We start from the raw sequence: 16,154 nt of genomic DNA on the forward strand, positions 1-16,154 counted from the left end.
GGATCAGGCCGCCTCGTCCGGAACGAACACGTAGCCCACGCCCCACACCGTCTGGATGAAGCGCGGCTGGGCCGGATCCTCTTCCAGCAGCTTGCGCAGGCGCGAGACCTGCACGTCCAGACTGCGGTCGAAGGGCTCGAACTCGCGGCCGCGGGCCAGCATCGCCAGCTTGTCGCGCGACAGCGGCTGGCGCGGGTGGCGCACCAGGGCCTTGAGCATCGAGAACTCGCCCGTGGTCAGCGGCACCGGCTCGCCGTTCTTGGCCAGGCGGCGCAGCGCCAGGTCGAACTCGAACGGACCGAACTGGACCGTCATCGGCTCTTTGGACGGCGCGCCCGGCGCTTCCGGCGGCGGGCGGCGGCGCAGCACCGCGTTGATGCGGGCCAGCAGCTCGCGGGGATTGAACGGCTTGGCCAGGTAGTCGTCCGCGCCGACCTCCAGGCCGACGATCCGGTCCACTTCCTCGACCTTGGCCGTCAGCATGATGATCGGCGTGTTGTCGCCCGCGGCGCGCAGCCGGCGGCAGATCGACAGGCCGTCCTCGCCCGGCAGCATCAGGTCCAGGACGATCAGGTCCACCGTCTCGCGCGTCAGCTGCTTGTTCAGCGCCTTGCTGTCCTCGGCGAGCAGGACCTCGAATCCTTCCTGGGCCAGGTAGCGGCGCAGCAGGTCGCGGATGCGGGCGTCGTCGTCCACGACCAGGATGCGGTTGGGGCGGGTTGGGCTTTGCATGGCGGCCACTCCTGAATTTGTAACAGCGGCACTGTAAGGGCAGTTTTTCGACCCGTTTGCGGGATGCAGCAGTCCTTACGGGATGGTTACATCTTTTGTAACAGCGCCACCAAACAACCACAAGTGATGAACGGATGGCTAACGAATGGGACGCGGAGGCTGTCTGCCGTGACGGATGTCTCACCCGTTATGCTGATCCCTTCTCAGGACTTTCCCCTAGGAGCCTCCATGATCCGAACCTCCAAGAAGCTCGCCCGAACCCTGATCGCCGCCGGCGCGGTGGCCATGGTGCCCGCGCTGTCGTACGCCGATCCGGCACGCACGGACCTGCTGTCGCTGAGCGCCTCCGCCACCACCGAGGTGGCGCGCGACCTGCTGCAGCTGCGCTTCTCCACCACCCGCGAGGGCAAGGACGCGGGCGCGGTCCAGAACGAGCTCAAGCAGGCGCTCGACGCCGCGCTGACGGAGGCACGCAAGGTCGCCAAGCCGGGGCAGGTGGACCTGCAGGCGGGCAATCTGTCGATCTATCCGCGCTACGGCCAGCCGAAGTCCAGTGCCAGCGCCGCGCCGCAGATCACCGGCTGGCAGGGCAGCGTCGAGCTGCTGGTGCAGGGCCGCGACATGGAGGCGATCTCCAAGCTGAGCGGCCGGATCCAGTCGCTCTCCATCGCCAGCGTCAGCTACGGGCTGTCGCGCGAGGCGCGCGAGAAGGCCGAGGGCGATGTGGTGGCCCAGGCGATCGCCAGCTACAAGGCCAAGGCGGCCGTGTACGCGCAGCAGTTCGGCTACGCCGGCTACCGGATCGGCGAGGTCAGCGTGAACGCCGACCAGCCGCCGATGCCGATGATGGCCGCGGCGCCGCGCTTCAAGGCGATGTCCGCGAGCGCCGACGAAGCCCTGCCGGTCGAATCCGGCAAGGCGACCGTGACGGTCAACGTCAGCGGCAACGTCGTGATGACGCGCTGATCACTGCGCGGTCCAGCCGCCGTCCATCGCCCAGGCCTGGCCGCGGACGTTGACGGCGGCGTCCGAGCACAGGAACACCGCCAGCGCGCCGAGTTCTTCGGGCGTCGTGAACTGCAGCGAGGGCTGCTTCTCGGCGAGCAGCTGGCGCTTGGCCTCGGCGGGGTCGAGCTTCTCACTGGCGGCGCGGGCGTCGATCTGCTTCTGCACCAGCGGGGTCAGCACCCAGCCGGGGCAGATCGCGTTGACGGTGACCGGGACGGTGGCCGTCTCCAGCGCCGCCGCCTTGGTCAGGCCGACCAGGCCGTGCTTGGCCGCCACGTAGGCCGACTTGCCGGCCGAGGCCACCAGCCCGTGCGTCGAAGCGATGTTGATGACGCGGCCCCAGTTCTTCTTCTTCATGCCGGGCAGGGCCAGGCGCATGGTGTGGAAGGCCGAACTCAGGTTGATGGCGATGATGGCGTCCCAGCGCTCGGCGGGGAACTCGTCGACATTGGCGACGAACTGGATGCCCGCGTTGTTCACGAGGATGTCGCAGCCGCCGAACTCCTGGTCGATGTAGGCCATCATGGCCTCGATCTCGGCGGGCTTGCTCATGTCGGCGCCGTGAAAGCCGACCTTCACGCCCTTGGCCTCGACTTCGGCCTTGGGGCCCTCATGGTCGCCGAAGCCGTTGAGCACGATGTTCGCGCCCTGTTCGGCCAGGGTCAGGGCGATGCCCAATCCGATGCCGCTGGTCGAGCCGGTGACCAGGGCCGTCTTTCCTTTCAACATGCCGCGTCCTCTTCAGGGTTGTTAGGATGGGTGCAAAGGATACGAGCGATGTCTGAACCCTTGTTGAAAAAAGTCCAGGCGCTGAGCCCGTGCGGCCTGCACCGGGTCGCCTATTGGGAGTGGGGGCAGTCCGACAACCCGCGGGTGCTGGTGTGCGTGCACGGGCTGTCGCGGCAGGGCCGCGATTTCGACGTGCTGGCGCGCCGGCTGAGCGGCCGCTACCGGGTGATCTGCCCGGACGTGGTGGGCCGCGGGGAGTCCGACTGGCTGGGCGATCCGCGCAACTACCAACTGCCGCAGTACGTCTCGGACATGGTCACGCTGCTGGCGCGCACCGGCGCGGCGCAGGTGGACTGGCTGGGGACCTCGATGGGCGGGCTGATCGGTCTGGCGCTGGCGGCGATGCCGTTCAGTCCGATCCAGCGGCTGATCCTCAACGACGTGGGACCGACGATCGAATTCGTCGCGCTGCAGCGCATCGCGGGCTATTTGGGCAGAGCGCCCCAGTTCGAGAACTGCCAGCAGGGCGCCGACTACCTGCGCGGCATCTCGGAGGGCTTCGGCCCGCACACGGACGAGCAATGGCTGGCGCTGTCGCGGGCGATGTTCAAGCCGGACGGCGACCGCTGCCGGCTGCATTACGACCCGCGCATCGGCCAGGGCCTGGCCGGACTGACGCCGGAGCTGGCCAAGGCCGGCGAGGCGCAGCTGTGGGCGGCCTATGACGCGGTGCGCTGTCCGACGCTGCTGCTGCGCGGCGGCGAGTCGGACCTGCTCACCCGGGCCACCGCCGAGCTGATGACGCAGCGCGGCCCGCGCGCCGAGCTGCATGAGTTCCCCGGCGTCGGCCACGCGCCGACGCTGGTGCAGGAGAACCAGATCCAGGTGGTGGAGCGATTCCTCGACCGCGGATGACGTCCCGGCGGCCGCCAGTGCCGCGTGGACACGGATGAACGACGAATGAAGACGGAATTGGGGCTGCGGCAGGACCAGGCGGCGCCCATCGTGGCCCTGCTGGACGGGGACCTGCCCAGCCGGCTGCCGATGGCGCAGCCGCGTGCCGCCGAAGCGGCGGACCCGGTGCATCGCGCGCGCGCCTTCGCGGAGCCGCTGCTGGCCGGGCATGTGCTCGGCACGGGCGAGCCCGCGCTCGATCACGCGGATGGCGTGGCGGCGATCCTGGCGGGCGTTGGCGCGGCGCCGTCGATGCAGGCGGCGTCCTACCTGGTGTATGCCGGGGACTATCTGAACAAGCCCGAGGAGATCGTCGCCAAGGCCTTCGGCGAGAGCGCCGCGAGCCTGGTCGCGCACACGCGCCGCCTGGTGCAGATCCAGCGCGCGGCGCGCGAGGCGCAAGTCGAGGAGCAACGCCGGCAGGAGCAGACCGAGCTGGTGCGCAAGATGCTGTTGGCGTTCTCGCGCGACTTGCGCGTGGTGCTGCTGAGGCTGGCGTCACGGCTGCAGTCGCTGCGCTGGTTCGCGGCGACGAAGACGGCCTGTCCGCGCGAGCTGGCGGCGGAGTCGCTGCAGGTCTTCGCGCCGCTGGCCAACCGGCTCGGCATCTGGCAGATCAAGTGGGAGCTGGAGGACCTGGCCTTCCGCTTCCTGGAGCCGGAGCAGTACCACCAGCTCGCCAAGGGCCTGCACGAGAAGCGCGTCGAGCGCGAGCAGTCGGTCGAGGCGGTGCGGGCGGCGCTGGAGCGCGAACTGCAGTTGCTGGGCATCGACGCGCAGGTGCAGGGGCGTCCGAAGCACCTGTACAGCATCTGGAAGAAGATGCGCGGCAAGGGCCTGGCGCTGGAGCGGGTCTTCGACCTGCGCGCGATGCGCGTGATCGTGCCGGAGGTGGCCGACTGCTACGCGGTGCTGGCGCGGCTGCACGAGCTCTACAAGCCGGTCGATGGCGAGTTCGACGACTACATCGCGCGGCCCAAGGCCAATGGCTATCAATCGCTGCACACGGTGGTGATCGCGGCGGACGGCCGGCCGATGGAGGTGCAGATCCGCACGCGCTCGATGCACGAGCACGCCGAGCACGGCGTGGCCGCGCACTGGGCCTACAAGGAGGCCGGCACCAAGGGCTATGCCGGGGTGACGGCGGCGGGCGAGTTCGAGGAACAGGTCGCGCAGGCGCGCAAGGCGGTGCTGCGGCAGCTGCTGGCCTGGGAGCGGGACTATGTGGCCGAGACCGGCCCGGCCTTCGACGACCGCATCTATGTCTTCACGCCGCAGGCCAACGTGGTCGAGCTGTGCGCGGGGGCGACGGCGGTGGACTTCGCCTACGCGGTGCACACGGACCTGGGGCATCGCTGCCGCGGGGCGAAGGTCGACGGCCAGATGGTGCCGCTGAACACGCCGCTGCAGAGCGGGCAGACGGTGGAGATCGTCGCGCTGAAGGAGGGCGGTCCATCGCTGGACTGGCTCAATGCCGAGCTCGGCTATCTGCAGAGCCCGCGCAGCAAGGCGAAGGTGCGGGCCTGGTTCAACGCGCAGGTGCAGTCGCACACGATCGCCAAGGGACGTGAGCTCGTCGAGAAGCTGCTGCAGCGCGAAGGCAAGACGGCGATCAAGCTGGAGGATCTGGCGGCGCGGCTGGGCTTCAAGAACGCGGATGCGCTGTTCGAGGTGGTGGGCAAGGACGAGTACTCGCTGCGCAACATCGAGACGCTGCTGCGCCCGCCGGTGCAGGAGGCCAACGAGGAAGAGCTGCTCGTCCAGAAGCACACGAAGGGCGAGGTCGGGGAAGGGCGCACGCCCAAGGGCGGGGTGCTGGTGGTGGGGGTGGACTCGCTGCTGACCAGCCTGGCGCGCTGCTGCCGGCCGGCGCCGCCGGACGCGATCACGGGGTACGTGACGCGAGGCAAGGGCGTGGCGATCCATCGCAGCGACTGCGCGAACCTGCGGCAGATGGCGCAGTCGGCGCCGGAGCGAGTGATCGCGGTGGCCTGGGGCGAGCCGGCGCCGGACCGTGCGGGCAAGGGCGCGATGTACCCGGTGGATCTGGTGGTCGAGGCCACGGACCGGCCGGGGCTGCTGCGGGACGTGCTGGAGCTGTTCGCGAAGGACAAGCTCAAGGTGGTCTCGGTGAACCAGCAGAGCGGCAAGGGCAAGCCGGCGCGCAATGACCTGTCGCGGATGAACTTCACGGTGGAGGTGAGCGATGCCCAGCGGCTGCAGCAGACGCTGGTGGCGGTGTCGCAGGTCTCGGGGGTGAGGAGCGCGCGGCGGCGGTGATGCGGAGCGCGTTGCCGGTTCCGTTGGAAGCGTGTGGTGGCGCGAAGGAGTGGACGTTGGTGCGTTTATCGCTCTTTTTCTTGCGGATTCATCGACGGGACGCGGAATCCGGCATATACTGCGAGGCTCTTCAGGCGCGTAGCTCAGTTGGTTAGAGCACCACCTTGACATGGTGGGGGTCGTTGGTTCGAATCCAATCGCGCCTACCAGAATTGGTAGGCAAGTCCTTCGGGACACCTCAGAAGATCGCCCGCTTCAAAATGAAGATCGGGCGATTTGTTTTCCGGACCAGTGGATTGACCACCATTGGCCGCGTATTTCAGGCGCGTAGCTCAGTTGGTTAGAGCACCACCTTGACATGGTGGGGGTCGTTGGTTCGAATCCAATCGCGCCTACCAAAAGGACACCCCGGGTGAGTCGGAAGACTCTCCGGGGTTTTTTGTTTTGCGTGTGTGCTTCCCCTTGCTTGCCCGCGACAAGGCTTTGGTCAATCGCCCGGAATTTTTCCAACATGTCGCCACCCGGGAGGCGCGGGCCAATGGTAAAACTGGGCGCTTGAGCCCAGCAGTTGTCGCTTCGGACAACTTCAATCATCCTGAGAAATCACGGGAGTGAACTTTGGACATTGAGACCACCAGTGCCATCAGGCTGTTCTTTCCCAATCCCTCCATCGTCCTCGTGTACTTCGAGGCGATTGCGAACGCTCTGGATGCTGGGGCGACTGAAATCGGGATCGACATCTCGATCGATTCTTTCGGCGCTCCCGAGACGCTCAGTATCGCGATCAGCGATAACGGTGCTGGATTCAATGAAGAGAATTTCGCGCGCTTTCGCACGCTCCTGAAGCCCAAGGATCGGTTCCACAAGGGCGTTGGACGCCTGGTCTACCTCAATTACTTTGAAAATGTCGAGGTGATCAGCGAGTGGGGCGACTCGCGCAGGGATTTCGTGTTCAAGGATGGATTCTCCGGAGCATCGAATCTTCGCAGGATCGATTCACCGAGGAATACCGGGCTGACTACGCTTCGATTCCTGAAGTTCTTGAAGGATAAGGTGAAGTCTTATGACGATCTGCGCCCTTCGAGTCTCAAGGACCGGATCATCTTCCATTTTCTGCCTTCACTGAATGCACTGCGGTCGCGGCAAGTTCCATTCAAGATCACGCTCGATCTCAAGACGAGGGAGAGCAATGCCCAGCGGGAATTCATTTCAAGTCAGGTGCGGATCACTGCCGAAGACCTGCCGGAATTCCAGCACCTCGCGCTGAGGGACGATAGTCTGGATCCGTATGCGCCGATCGACATGCATTACATCATCCGCAAGACTTCGGTGGCGGGTGATCTCATGACGGCGGTGAGCATCGATGGACGAGCGATTCCCGTCAATCTGTTGTCGGCGTCCGCCGTGCCCTTCGGTCATTCGGCCATATTTCTGTTCTCGTCGTCGCTTGTGGGCGTCAGCACCGATACCTCTCGCCAGAAACTGGTGCTGCCGGAGAGCGTTTCAGAATCGGCGTTCTATGGCCTGTTGCGGCGCGGCATTGGAAGCGTGCTCGCCGATGAAATTCCCAAGATCGCCGAGACCAATCAGCGGACGCGGAAAGAGTTCGAAGACCGGTTTCCGCACCTGTTCGGATTCTTCGACGAATCCGTGGTGGGTCTCATCGACAAGGAAGATGCGCTGAATACTGCGCAGCAAAAGTTCTTCGGCGTGCAGAAGGAGATTCTGCAATGCAGCCATCTCAGTGACGCCGCCTATGCGCGGTCGCTGGATATATCTTCCAGGACGCTGACGGAATATATTCTGTATCGCGAGAAGATCATCGAAAAGATGAGGAGCATGACCCCTCACAATTCGGAAGAAGAGATCCATGGCTTGATTGTCCCGCGCTATCGGGAATTTGATGGCCGGCAACTCTCGGATGAGGTGTATCGGAACAACGCGTGGTTGCTCGACGATAGGTTCATGACCTTCCGGACGATTCTGAGCGAGGCTCGCATGGAGGCGGTCATCGACGCCATCCTTCTGGAAGGCGAGGCGCCGACCGAGAGTGGCCGGCCCGATATCGCCATGATCTTCTCCGCGGATCCGAAGGACGCCGGACCGGTCGATGTCGTCGTCGTCGAACTGAAGAAGAAAACCGACGATGAAAAAGAAAATCAATATGCGGTGAGTCAACTGCTTGATCGAGCGGACAAGCTGGCTCGCTATTGCCCTAATATTCAGCGCATTTGGTACTACGCGGTCGTCGACGTGAGCCCGTCTTTTGCGAGGAGTCTCCGTCAGCAGAAATGGATTCCACTCTTTTCGAAAGGGAAGACGTATTACCAGGAGTTCATGACCTATCGGGAAGACGAAACGGTCGTGCCGACGCCGATATTCATACTGACCTTTGATGCCGTGGTCGCGGATGCGCAAGCAAGGAACCATACCTTCCTGGAAATCCTGAAAGCGGCCATCCGGCGAAATTCGAGGCCGCTGATGAAAGAGGGCGCGCCAAAGCTCGACTAGAAAGGCGTCCCGTCATGCAGGCAAGACGGCCTGGCTCGCGCGGCTCATGCCGAACGTGACATGCCCTTGCATCCCGGAAACTCGCTCAAACTCGCGCAGAATCCGGGACTTCGCGAGCGCCGCCGCCATCGCGCCGCCTGGCTTCTCCCCGATGTCTCGATCCCCTCCATCGCGCCGATTGCGTTCCACCTGGCTGCTGCTGTTCGTGCTGGCCTGCGCCCTGCTGGGCCGGCCGCTGCATGAGGCATGGCACCTGGCGCAACCGAACGGCGCGCCGGCTGGCGTCCTGGCGATGTCGCCCGGCGCCGCTCTGGCCGTGCAGGTAGCCGGCGACGAGGACCGCCATGATGGCCGCGATGACGACGGCGATGAGGACTTCGACGAGCGGTCCGCCAGCAAGGACGGCATGAAGGCGGACGGCTGCGCGTGGTGCCTGTTCCACGCGCAAGCCGCTGCGCCCGGAGGGACGCCGCAAGCGCTGCTGGCCCATGCCGAGGCGAGTCCGCCGCCCGCCGCCTTGCCCTGCGGATGGGTCCGCTCCCGCGACTGGACCGTCGCGAAGCCGCGAGGCCCGCCGGCCGCCTGAACCGCCGCGCGCATCAGGCGCGCCTTCGTTCATCCGGTTCACCTCGCCCAAGCCGCGTCGACCTGCCGTCACGCGCGCCCGGCCGTCACTCCCTGTCCGTCATGTCTGCTTCTCCCGCTCCGCGCGCCTTTGTCGCGCGCTCGTCTTCGTCCATGTCGGTGAAGACCGTCCTCCTCCTTGAACTGGCGCTCGCCGCGGCCGGCCTCCAGGCCCAGGAGAACCCCCTCGCCGCGCCCGCCGCCGATGCCGCCCTCGACGCGGTCACCGTCGACGGCGCCCGCCAGCCCTATCGCACGCTGGTCGTCACCGGCGCGATGAAGACCGATACGCCAGCGCGCGATCTCCCGCAGAGCGTGCGGGTCCTGTCCAGCGCCTTGCTCTCCGACGCCGGCGTCACCCGCCTCGATCAGGCGCTCGACCTGGCCAGCGGCATCGCGCGCCAGAGCAACCTCGGCGGCCTGTGGGACAGCTACGCGATGCGCGGCTTCACCGGCGATCCGAACTTCGGCTCGGACTACATGGTCAACGGCTTCACCTCCAGCCGCGGCTACAACGGCCTGCGCGACACGGTGAACACCGCGTCGGTGGAGGTGCTCAAGGGGCCGGCGTCGGCGCTGTATGGCCGCGGCGAGCCCGGCGGCACCGTCAACATCACCACGAAGAAGCCGCTGTTCACGCCCGCGTACGCGCTGCAGGTCTCGGCCGGCAGCCACGACTTCTGGCGCACCACGGCGGAGGCGACCGGCCCGCTCGGCGAGCGCGTCGCATACCGCCTCGGCGCCGCGCGCGAGGGCAGCGCCAGCGACCGCGACCACGTCCAGGCCCGGCGCTCGATGATCTCGCCGTCCTTGCTGTGGATGGCCGGCGACGACACGACGGTGAGCTACGAGCTCGAGATCGCGCGCCAGAAGGCAACCTTCGATCGCGGCGTCGTCGCGGTCGGCGGCGAGCTCGGCCGGGTGTCGCGCCACGCGTTCTACGGCGAGCCGGACGATGGTCCGATCGCGACCGAGAGCACCGGGCATCAGCTCTTCGTCCAGCATCAATTGAGCGACGACTGGTCGCTGCAGACCGGCCTGAGCTATCGCGAGAGCTCGCTGGCCGGCACGGCGACCGAGGCCCGCTTCGTGCAGGCGGACCAGCGCACGCTGGCGCGTCAGCGCCGCGCGCGCGACTTCTCGGCGAACGACCTGTCCGCCCGCTTCGAGGTGCTCGGCACGGTGCGCGCGGCCGGGCTGCGGCATCACCTGCTGGCCGGGGTCGATGGCTACCGCTTCGTCGACCGGCGGCAGCAGCTGCGCGTCGCGACGTCGACGCCGATCGACCTCTTCGAGCCCGTGTACGGCGCCGCGCCCCCGCCGATGTCGCTCAGCGCCTGGACGCGCGAGACGCAGAAGGCCCATGCCGTCTACGCGCAGGACCAGATCGACATCGGCGAGCGATGGAAGTTGCTGCTGGGCCTGCGCCACGACCGTTACGACCAGTCGGTGCTCAATCGCCGCAGCGGCATCGCGACCGATCAGTCGCTGGGCGCAACCTCGCCGCGCGCCGGCGTCGTCTACCAGCCCAGCGCCACCGTGTCGCTGTACGCCACCGCGTCACGCAGCTTCCGGCCCAACAGCGGCGTGAGCCGCGACTACACGGCGTTCCCCGCGGAGCAGGGGCGGTCGCGCGAGATCGGCGCCAAGTACGACACCCCGGGCGGCCGCCTGTCCGCGACGCTCGCGCTCTACCGCATCGAGAAGAACAACGTGCTGACGCCCGATCCGCAGGCGCCGAGCGAGTTCTCCGTCGCCGCCGGCGAAGTGCGCAGCCAGGGCGTGGAGCTCGATGTCGGCGGAGAACTGACCCGCGGCCTGCGGCTGTCCCTCGCCTATGCGTTCACCGACGCGCGCGTGACCGAGGACAACAACGTCTTCCTCGTCGGCCGGCAGCTCGCGAACGTGCCGCGGCACAGCGCGAACCTCTTGTTGGTGCAAGGCTTTGCGCTCGGCGGCGGCCAAGCGACGGCGGGCGTCGGCTTGAACGTCGCCGCCCGCCGTGAAGGGGCAGTCGCGCCGCTCGCCGCGAGCGACGATTTCACGCTGCCCGGCTACGCGACGGTGAAACTGCTGGGCAGCTATCGCGTCGACCGGCACTGGCTGGTGTCGGTCGACGTCGACAACCTGTTCGACAGGACCTACTACGCCAGCTCGTACAGCCAGGTCTGGGTCGCGCCGGGAATGGGGCGGCGCATGGTGGCGTCGATCCGCTACGGCTTCTGAACGCGGACTGCCCCGATCAACACGATGAATGCGATGAATGCGATGAACACGGCGGATCCGGCCGTCGCGGTGCGCGCGGCGCGGATCGCCTCGATCGATGCGCTGCGCGGGCTGGTGATGATCGTCATGCTGCTCGACCATGTGCGCGAGACCTTCTTCCTGCACCTGCAGGTCACCGACCCGATGACGCTGCCCGGCACGCCGGCCGCGCTCTTCTTCTCGCGGCTGGCCGCGCATCTGTGCGCGCCGGTGTTCGTGTTCCTGACCGGGCTGTCGGCCTGGCTGTACGCGAACCCGGACGGCGCCGCGCCGCGTGACGTCCGCGGCTTCCTGCTCAAGCGCGGCCTGCTGCTCATCGGTCTGGAGCTCACGCTGGTGAACTTCGCCTGGGCCGGCCGCGTCGACGTGATCTACCTGCAGGTGATCTGGGCCATCGGCTTGAGCATGCTGGCGCTCGCGCTGCTGTCCGGGCTGCCGCGCTGGGCGCTCGTCGCGGCCGGCCTCGTGATCGCCGCCGGGCACAACGCGCTGGCGGGCGTCGTGGTGCCGCCCGACAGCCCTTGGCACGCGGCATGGACGCTGATGCTGCATCGCGACTGGCTCATCGCCGACGGCCCGCTGCGCGTGCGCGTGAGCTATCCGGCGTTGCCGTGGGTGGGCGTGATCCTGCTTGGCTTCGCGATGGGGCCGCTCTTCGCGCGGGCTCAGGATCCGCGCCGGCGTTGGCGCGCGCTGCTGGCGCTCGCGATGCTCTGCCTGTCCGCGCTCGCCGTGCTGCGCGGATTCAATCTCTACGGCGAGCACGCGCCCTGGGTGCGCGGCGACTCGGCACTCGCGACGGCGATGTCCTGGCTCAACTTCACGAAGTACCCGCCGTCGCTGGACTTCCTGCTGCTGACGCTGGGCCTGGGCCTGATGCTGCTTGTCGCGCTGGAGAGGCCGGGCGGCGCGTTCGCGCGGTGGTGCGTGCGATGGTGCGCGGTGTTCGGCGGCGCGCCGATGTTCTTCTACCTGCTCCACCTGTACGTCTTGCTCATCCTCTACCGCACGCTGCTCGCGGTGCTCGGTCCCAACCAGGGAACGCGGCTGGGTGTCGACGCGGACTGCTTCCCGCTGATCTGGCTGATCTGGATCGCGCTGGTGCCGCTGCTGTACCCGCCGGTGAAGGCCTTCGCCGCCTACAAGCGGCGCACGCAGCGGGCCTGGGTGAGCTACTTCTGAGGAAAACCCGGCGAGGGCCGCCCCTATGATCGGCGCCCATATGTCCGAGACCGAGAGCTTCCCTCGTCCCCGCCGCCGCAAGGGCAGCGGCGCCGTCACGCTGCGCGACGTCGCGCAACTCGCGGGCGTGGCGCCGATCACCGCGTCGCGGGCGATCAACACGCCGTCGCAGGTCTCGGCCGAGGTGCGCGAGCGTGTCACCGAGGCGGTCCGCAAGACCGGCTACGTGCCCAACCTGCTGGCGGGGGCGCTGTCGTCGATGAAGAGCCGCATGGTGGGCGTGGCGGTGCCGACCATCGCCGGACCGGTGTTCCTCGACACCGTGCAGAGCCTCACCGAGGCGCTGTTCGAGGCCGGCTACCAGGTGCTGCTCGGCCAGACCGGCTACGACAACGCGCGCGAGGACGCCTGGCTCGACGCGATGATCGGCCGCCGTCCCGATGGGCTGGTGCTCACCGGCACCAGCCATTCGGAACAGGCCCGCACGCGGCTGCGCGCCGCCGGCGTGCCGGTGGTCGAGACCTGGGACCAGAGCGACGATCCGATCGACATGCTGGTGGGTTTCTCGCATGTGGCGGTGGGCCGCCAGGTCGCCGCCTGGCTGCATGAGCGGGGCTATCGCCGGCTCGCCGGCGTCGCCGGCAGCGACGAACGCGCGATGCGCCGCTTCCACGCGTTCCAGGAACAGGCGGGCGCGCTCGGGCTCGCCGATGTGCCGGTTGCCAGCGTCGCGACGCCGACGACGCTCGGCGGCGGCAGACGCGGATTGGCCGAGTTGCTCGCGCGGCCGCAGGGCATCGACGCGGTGTTCTGCAGTTCCGACTCGCTCGCGCTGGGCGTGCTCATCGAGGCGCAGGCGCGTGGGCTGCGCGTGCCGCAGGACCTCGCGATCGTCGGCTTCGGCGACCTGGCGCTGGCGCGCGACCTCGAGCCCGCGCTGACCACCGTGCGCATCGACGGCCTCGCCATCGGCCGCCAGGCCGCGCGCTTCATCCTGGATCGCGCCGGCGGGCCCGTCGAGCGGCGCGCCATCGACATCGGCTTCGAGCTGATCCAGCGCGCCAGCGCCTGATCGCCCACTGACGCGCCTTCGGCACCGCGGCCGCGCGCCGCGCGTCCCGGTGTAATCCCTCATCCGCGCCGTCTTGACGCTCAATGCGGTACCGATACCATCGCCGTCACTACGAAGATGGTATCGGTACCACGCCGCCTTGGCGGGGCTGGATGCCGTCCTGGATGGAGACAAGCGAGATGAATTCGGTGAAGCGGGGCCGCGTGCGGCTCGTGGCGGGCGCTGCGGCGGTGCTGGCCTTCGGATCGATGGCCATGGCGGCGCAGGCCGCCGACAACTGGCCCAGCCAGCCGGTGAAGCTGGTGGTGCCGTTCGCGCCGGGCGGCACGTCGGACGTGCTGGCGCGCGAGATCGCGGCGCGGCTGCAGGTCGCGCTCAAGCAGACCATCGTCGTGGACAACAAGGCGGGCGCGGGCGGCGTGCTCGGCGCGGACAGCGTGGCCAAGGCCGCGCCGGACGGCTACACGGTGCTGCTGGGCACGATCGCGACGCACGCGATCAATCCGTCGCTGCTGCCCAAGGTGCCGTACAAGGCCGACAAGGACTTCGCGCCGGTGATCCTGCTGGGCAAGATCTCCAACGTGCTGCTGATCGGGCCGGGCTCGCAGGCCAAGACCGTCAAGGACATCGTCGCCGCCGCCAAGGCCAGGCCGGGCGACCTGACCTTCGCGTCGGCGGGGCAGGGCACCTCGCAGCATCTGTCGGGCGAGATGTTCCGGCTGCTGACCGGCGCGCAACTGACGCACGTGCCCTACAAGGGCAGCGCGCCAGCGATCCAGGACGTCATGGGCGGTCAGGTGCCGATGAGTTTCGAGACCGTCACCGTCGCGCTGCCGCAGATCAAGGCCGGCAAGGTGAAGGCGCTGGCGGTGACCTCGGCCCGGCGCAGCGCGCAGCTGCCCGACGTGCCGACGCTGGCCGAATCTGGCGTGCCGGGCTTCGACGTGTCGAGCTGGCAGGCGCTCTACCTGCCGGCGGGCACGCCGGCAGCGATCGTGAACCGGCTCAATGCCGAGGTGCAGAAGGTGGCCGCGCAGCCCGAGGTGAAGGCCAGGATGGAGGCGCTGGGGCTGGAGTACACGCCCAATTCGCCGGCGCAGTTCGCCGAGTTCCAGAAGGCCGAGCAGGCCAAGTGGGCCAAGGTGATCAAGGACGGGAACGTCAAGCCGGACTGATCCGTCTCCCGCACAGCAAGGGAAATCACTCGGCGGGGCGCTCGCCGGGCGCCTCCTAGAATGGGTTTCGAGACCCTCAGAGGAGACAGCATGGTGACGGCCCGACGCGGGAAGAACGCCCCTGGCAGCGACGATCCCGCGCAGCCCAAGGGGCCGCGGGTGCTGAAGAAGTACCCCAACCGGCGGCTCTACGACACCCAGACCAGCAGCTACATCACCTTGGCGGACGTCAAGAAGATGGTGCTGGAGGCGCAGGACTTCGAGGTCCGCGACGCCAAGTCGGGGGAGGAGCTGACGCGCTCCATCCTGCTGCAGATCATCCTGGAGGAGGAGATGGGCGGGATGCCCATGTTCTCCACGCCGCTGCTGGCGCAGATCATCCGGTTCTACGGCCATGCGATGCAGGGGCTGATGGGGGCCTACCTCGAGAAGAACCTGCATGCGTTCGCGGAGATGCAGGCGCGCTTCGCCGAACAGAGCAAGGGCGCGGGCTTCGATCCGCAGCTGTGGTCGCAGTTCATGAGCGGCCAGGCGCCGATGATGCAGGGGCTGATGGGGAACTACCTGGAGCAGTCGCAGAAGCTGTTCCTGCAGATGCAGGAGCAGTTCCAGAACGCCGGGACGATGTTCCCTGGCATGCCCGGGGTGCCCGGCTTCACGCCGCCGAAGAAGTGAGCGCCTGAGCGCCGGGCCGGCGCTCGCTGGCTACAGCCCATGCCGCCGGTGCCAGTCGGCGAGCGACTCGTCCGGGAACTGCTCGAAGCGCGGGTCGCCGGGCTTTCCTTCGACCTGGACCCAGGGCGCCTTGGAGTCGAGCAGTCCGTGCACGTTCTCGGGCGGCTCGGGCAGCGGGGTGTCGATCGCGCTCGCGTGCGGGTGGATCAGGTCGGGCCAGCGCTCGTCGTACATCCAGAGCGCGGTGCCGCAATGGCAGCAGAAATGGCGCTGGCCGGGGCTCTTCCTGCCGTCGATGACGGCGTGGTAGACCTTGAGGTCGTCCTTCCCCTGAAGCAGCTTGAAGCTGCGATGGTCCGCGCCGATGTTGATCGCATAGCCGCCCGTGCCGGCGGTCTTGCGGCAGATCGAGCAGTAACAGCGCAGGTAGGGGCAGGGCTCGGTCGACTCGACGGTGAAGCGGACGCGGCCGCAGTGGCAGGATCCTTCGAGGTGCATGAGAAACCTCCATTCCGATCGACTTCGGCAGCAAGCGGCATGCCGCATTCGGAAGGTGAGGGGGCATCGATGCACCGCGCCGCTCCGCTGACCTATGGACGGCACAGGAGTACCGAATCCAGGGGCTGGTGGGCTGCGGCGTGCAAGTGGAGGTGAGGCGCGAGTCTCGGGAGCGAACCTAACATCCCGCAAAAGTTGAAAGGCAACTGATGACGTTGAAGCTGAACTTCAGCCGGATCGCCAAGGAATCCGCCATCGATTTCTTCGCGCCGCTGACCGCCATGTACAAGGTGCTGACTTCCGATCTGGCGACGGCCTCCGCAAACAGGCGTCCGGAATGCGACGATCACGCGGTGAAGGTCAAGGCCCACGGGCGACGCGCTGCACGACCTGCGGCGAACAGGTCTCTGGCCACCTCGGCGGTGCTCAGGGGCCAGGCAAAGGGCTGA

The 16,154-nt window shown here is 67.5% G+C and carries 14 protein-coding genes and 2 tRNA genes; 13 read left to right on the top strand and 3 right to left on the bottom strand.

What is annotated here, in order from left to right; translation table 11 throughout:
• Nucleotides 1-3: 3 nt before the first annotated feature.
• On the bottom strand, nt 4-732 hold the full coding sequence (gene ompR, locus ABDW61_RS16165) for a two-component system response regulator OmpR (RefSeq protein WP_279759072.1): 729 nt from the start codon (nt 730-732) through the stop codon (nt 4-6).
• Between the two features lie 228 nt (nt 733-960).
• On the opposite strand from ompR, the gene ABDW61_RS16170 reads away from it, so the two are divergent.
• A complete protein-coding gene (locus ABDW61_RS16170; RefSeq protein WP_343640077.1) occupies nt 961-1,698 on the top strand; it encodes an SIMPL domain-containing protein in 738 nt (245 codons plus the stop codon).
• On the opposite strand, the gene ABDW61_RS16175 is transcribed toward ABDW61_RS16170, so the two are convergent.
• Entirely contained in the window at nt 1,699-2,469 is a 771-nt protein-coding gene (locus ABDW61_RS16175; protein WP_343640078.1) for a 3-hydroxybutyrate dehydrogenase, read from the bottom strand.
• A gap of 48 nt (nt 2,470-2,517) precedes the next feature.
• On the opposite strand from ABDW61_RS16175, the gene ABDW61_RS16180 reads away from it, so the two are divergent.
• The 11 genes from ABDW61_RS16180 (at nt 2,518) to phaR (ending at nt 15,207) form a co-directional block, all read left to right on the top strand.
• Nucleotides 2,518-3,384, top strand: a complete 867-nt coding sequence (locus tag ABDW61_RS16180) for an alpha/beta hydrolase (RefSeq protein ID WP_343640080.1) — start codon at nt 2,518-2,520, stop codon at nt 3,382-3,384.
• Between the two features lie 129 nt (nt 3,385-3,513).
• Nucleotides 3,514-5,703, top strand: coding sequence for a bifunctional (p)ppGpp synthetase/guanosine-3',5'-bis(diphosphate) 3'-pyrophosphohydrolase (locus tag ABDW61_RS16185; RefSeq protein WP_343640217.1), 2,190 nt, complete (start codon nt 3,514-3,516; stop codon nt 5,701-5,703).
• 132 nt (nt 5,704-5,835) lie between these two features.
• Nucleotides 5,836-5,912: transfer RNA gene (locus tag ABDW61_RS16190), tRNA-Val, on the top strand.
• Between the two features lie 112 nt (nt 5,913-6,024).
• Nucleotides 6,025-6,101 (top strand) — tRNA-Val (locus ABDW61_RS16195).
• Nucleotides 6,102-6,321: 220 nt separating this feature from the next.
• Nucleotides 6,322-8,214, top strand: a complete 1,893-nt coding sequence (locus ABDW61_RS16200) for an ATP-binding protein (RefSeq protein ID WP_343640082.1) — start codon at nt 6,322-6,324, stop codon at nt 8,212-8,214.
• 178 nt (nt 8,215-8,392) lie between these two features.
• Nucleotides 8,393-8,800, top strand: coding sequence for a hypothetical protein (locus ABDW61_RS16205; protein WP_343640083.1), 408 nt, complete (start codon nt 8,393-8,395; stop codon nt 8,798-8,800).
• Between the two features lie 152 nt (nt 8,801-8,952).
• A complete protein-coding gene (locus tag ABDW61_RS16210; RefSeq protein WP_343640084.1) occupies nt 8,953-11,064 on the top strand; it encodes a TonB-dependent siderophore receptor in 2,112 nt (703 codons plus the stop codon).
• A gap of 24 nt (nt 11,065-11,088) precedes the next feature.
• A complete protein-coding gene (locus tag ABDW61_RS16215; RefSeq protein ID WP_343640085.1) occupies nt 11,089-12,285 on the top strand; it encodes a heparan-alpha-glucosaminide N-acetyltransferase domain-containing protein in 1,197 nt (398 codons plus the stop codon).
• Between the two features lie 40 nt (nt 12,286-12,325).
• Nucleotides 12,326-13,357 (top strand): LacI family DNA-binding transcriptional regulator, encoded by a 1,032-nt coding sequence (locus tag ABDW61_RS16220; protein ID WP_343640087.1) that lies wholly within the window; start codon nt 12,326-12,328, stop codon nt 13,355-13,357.
• Nucleotides 13,358-13,536: 179 nt separating this feature from the next.
• A complete protein-coding gene (locus ABDW61_RS16225) occupies nt 13,537-14,532 on the top strand; it encodes a tripartite tricarboxylate transporter substrate binding protein (protein WP_343640088.1) in 996 nt (331 codons plus the stop codon).
• Between the two features lie 90 nt (nt 14,533-14,622).
• Nucleotides 14,623-15,207 carry a polyhydroxyalkanoate synthesis repressor PhaR gene (phaR, locus tag ABDW61_RS16230; protein WP_343640090.1) on the top strand — a complete coding sequence of 195 codons (585 nt, stop codon included), beginning with the start codon at nt 14,623-14,625 and terminating at the stop codon, nt 15,205-15,207.
• Nucleotides 15,208-15,237: 30 nt separating this feature from the next.
• Here phaR and ABDW61_RS16235 read toward each other — a convergent pair whose 3' ends face one another.
• Nucleotides 15,238-15,705, bottom strand: coding sequence for a GFA family protein (locus ABDW61_RS16235; RefSeq protein ID WP_343640092.1), 468 nt, complete (start codon nt 15,703-15,705; stop codon nt 15,238-15,240).
• Between the two features lie 209 nt (nt 15,706-15,914).
• Between ABDW61_RS16235 and ABDW61_RS16240 the strand changes: the two genes are divergently transcribed.
• Nucleotides 15,915-16,154, top strand: a complete 240-nt coding sequence (locus tag ABDW61_RS16240; RefSeq protein ID WP_343640094.1) for a hypothetical protein — start codon at nt 15,915-15,917, stop codon at nt 16,152-16,154.

The organism is Roseateles sp., assembly GCF_039595595.1.
Taxonomy (GTDB): domain Bacteria; phylum Pseudomonadota; class Gammaproteobacteria; order Burkholderiales; family Burkholderiaceae_C; genus Roseateles.

Coding starts and splice junctions, on each gene's coding strand:
- ompR (WP_279759072.1), bottom strand. CDS start 732: ATGCAAAGCCCAACCCGCCCCAACCGCATCCTGGTCGTGGACGACGAC.
- ABDW61_RS16170 (WP_343640077.1), top strand. CDS start 961: ATGATCCGAACCTCCAAGAAGCTCGCCCGAACCCTGATCGCCGCCGGC.
- ABDW61_RS16175 (WP_343640078.1), bottom strand. CDS start 2,469: ATGTTGAAAGGAAAGACGGCCCTGGTCACCGGCTCGACCAGCGGCATC.
- ABDW61_RS16180 (WP_343640080.1), top strand. CDS start 2,518: ATGTCTGAACCCTTGTTGAAAAAAGTCCAGGCGCTGAGCCCGTGCGGC.
- ABDW61_RS16185 (WP_343640217.1), top strand. CDS start 3,514: ATGGCGCAGCCGCGTGCCGCCGAAGCGGCGGACCCGGTGCATCGCGCG.
- ABDW61_RS16210 (WP_343640084.1), top strand. CDS start 8,953: ATGTCGGTGAAGACCGTCCTCCTCCTTGAACTGGCGCTCGCCGCGGCC.
- ABDW61_RS16215 (WP_343640085.1), top strand. CDS start 11,089: ATGAATGCGATGAATGCGATGAACACGGCGGATCCGGCCGTCGCGGTG.
- ABDW61_RS16220 (WP_343640087.1), top strand. CDS start 12,326: ATGTCCGAGACCGAGAGCTTCCCTCGTCCCCGCCGCCGCAAGGGCAGC.
- ABDW61_RS16225 (WP_343640088.1), top strand. CDS start 13,537: ATGAATTCGGTGAAGCGGGGCCGCGTGCGGCTCGTGGCGGGCGCTGCG.
- phaR (WP_343640090.1), top strand. CDS start 14,623: ATGGTGACGGCCCGACGCGGGAAGAACGCCCCTGGCAGCGACGATCCC.
- ABDW61_RS16235 (WP_343640092.1), bottom strand. CDS start 15,705: ATGCACCTCGAAGGATCCTGCCACTGCGGCCGCGTCCGCTTCACCGTC.
- ABDW61_RS16240 (WP_343640094.1), top strand. CDS start 15,915: ATGACGTTGAAGCTGAACTTCAGCCGGATCGCCAAGGAATCCGCCATC.